2 protein-coding genes (1 of these 2 cut by a window edge) are annotated in these 942 nt (G+C 67.9%); both read left to right on the forward strand.

Features of this window, described 5'->3' with window-relative positions; genetic code table 11:
* Nucleotides 1-30, forward strand: partial view of an N-acetyltransferase DgcN family protein gene (locus BGN95_RS08105; protein ID WP_286772284.1) — the 3' end only. The gene continues 921 nt to the left of window position 1, outside the view; 30 of the gene's 951 nt are visible here — the last part of the coding sequence; its start codon lies off the left edge, out of view; it ends in the stop codon at nucleotides 28-30.
* Between the two features lie 4 nt (nucleotides 31-34).
* Nucleotides 35-874, forward strand: coding sequence for a serine hydrolase domain-containing protein (locus BGN95_RS08110; protein ID WP_286772285.1), 840 nt, complete (start codon nucleotides 35-37; stop codon nucleotides 872-874).
* Nucleotides 875-942: the final 68 nt, after the last annotated feature.

Below are 942 nucleotides of genomic sequence, written 5' to 3' on the forward strand. Positions count from 1 at the left end.
GACAGGGAGCGGCGCTCGACGCGCTGGTAGATTCATGCATCGATTGACCCGCGCGCTCGCCGCGCTCCTCCTGCTCTCGCTGGCGCCCGCCGCGAACGCAGAAACCCCGCGCGAAGCGGCGTTGCGCGATATCCGCGCGATGATCGAGGCGGCACCGGGCGAGGCCGGGCTGGTCGTCGCGGTCACCGATCGCGAGCAGGTGCTGCTCGTCGCGACGCACGGCTATGCCGATATCGCCGCCAAGCGCCCGGTGACCGCGGAGACGCATTTCGCGATCGGCTCGATCTCCAAATCCTTCACCGCGCTGACGCTGATGCAGATGGCCGACGAGGGCCGGTTCGATCCCGCCGCGCCGATCGCGCGCTATCTGCCCGATTTCCACCCGCGCTCGCCCTATCCGGCGATCACCGGCCACGCGCTGCTGACCCACACCGCCGGGCTGCCCAATTACATCACCAACGTCGCGTCGATGCGGTTCCTGATCGCCGCGCTCAACGGGATCGAGCCGGGCTACGCGCCCGGCGCGCATTTCTGGTATTCCAATTCGGGCTATCAATTGCTCGGCTATGCCGCCGAGCGGATCGACAAGCTGCCCTTCCCGCTGATCCTCCAGCACCGCACGCTCGATCGGCTGGGCATGACGGAAACCACGCCGCAGATCGACGACCGGCTGCGCGCGACGCTGCCGGTCAGCTATACCCGCCAGGTCGACGGACGGCTCGTCGCGGCGCCGTGGTTCAGCTATCTCGCCGCAGACGGCGCGATCACCTCCACCGCCGCGGATATGAGCCGTTATGCGCGGATGCTGCTCAATCGCGGCGCGCTGCCCAATGGGCGGCTGGTCTCGGCCTGTCGTTGCCCCCTAATTGCCTGACGAGGCCTCGCGGGTTTGGGTGATGTACTCGCGGGGTGATCGGTAGCCTAGCGCCTTGTGCGGATGGA

It is taken from the genome of Sphingomonas sp. 66-10 (assembly GCF_001897045.1).
In the GTDB taxonomy this organism is placed as follows: Bacteria; Pseudomonadota; Alphaproteobacteria; order Sphingomonadales; family Sphingomonadaceae; genus Sphingomonas; species Sphingomonas lycopersici.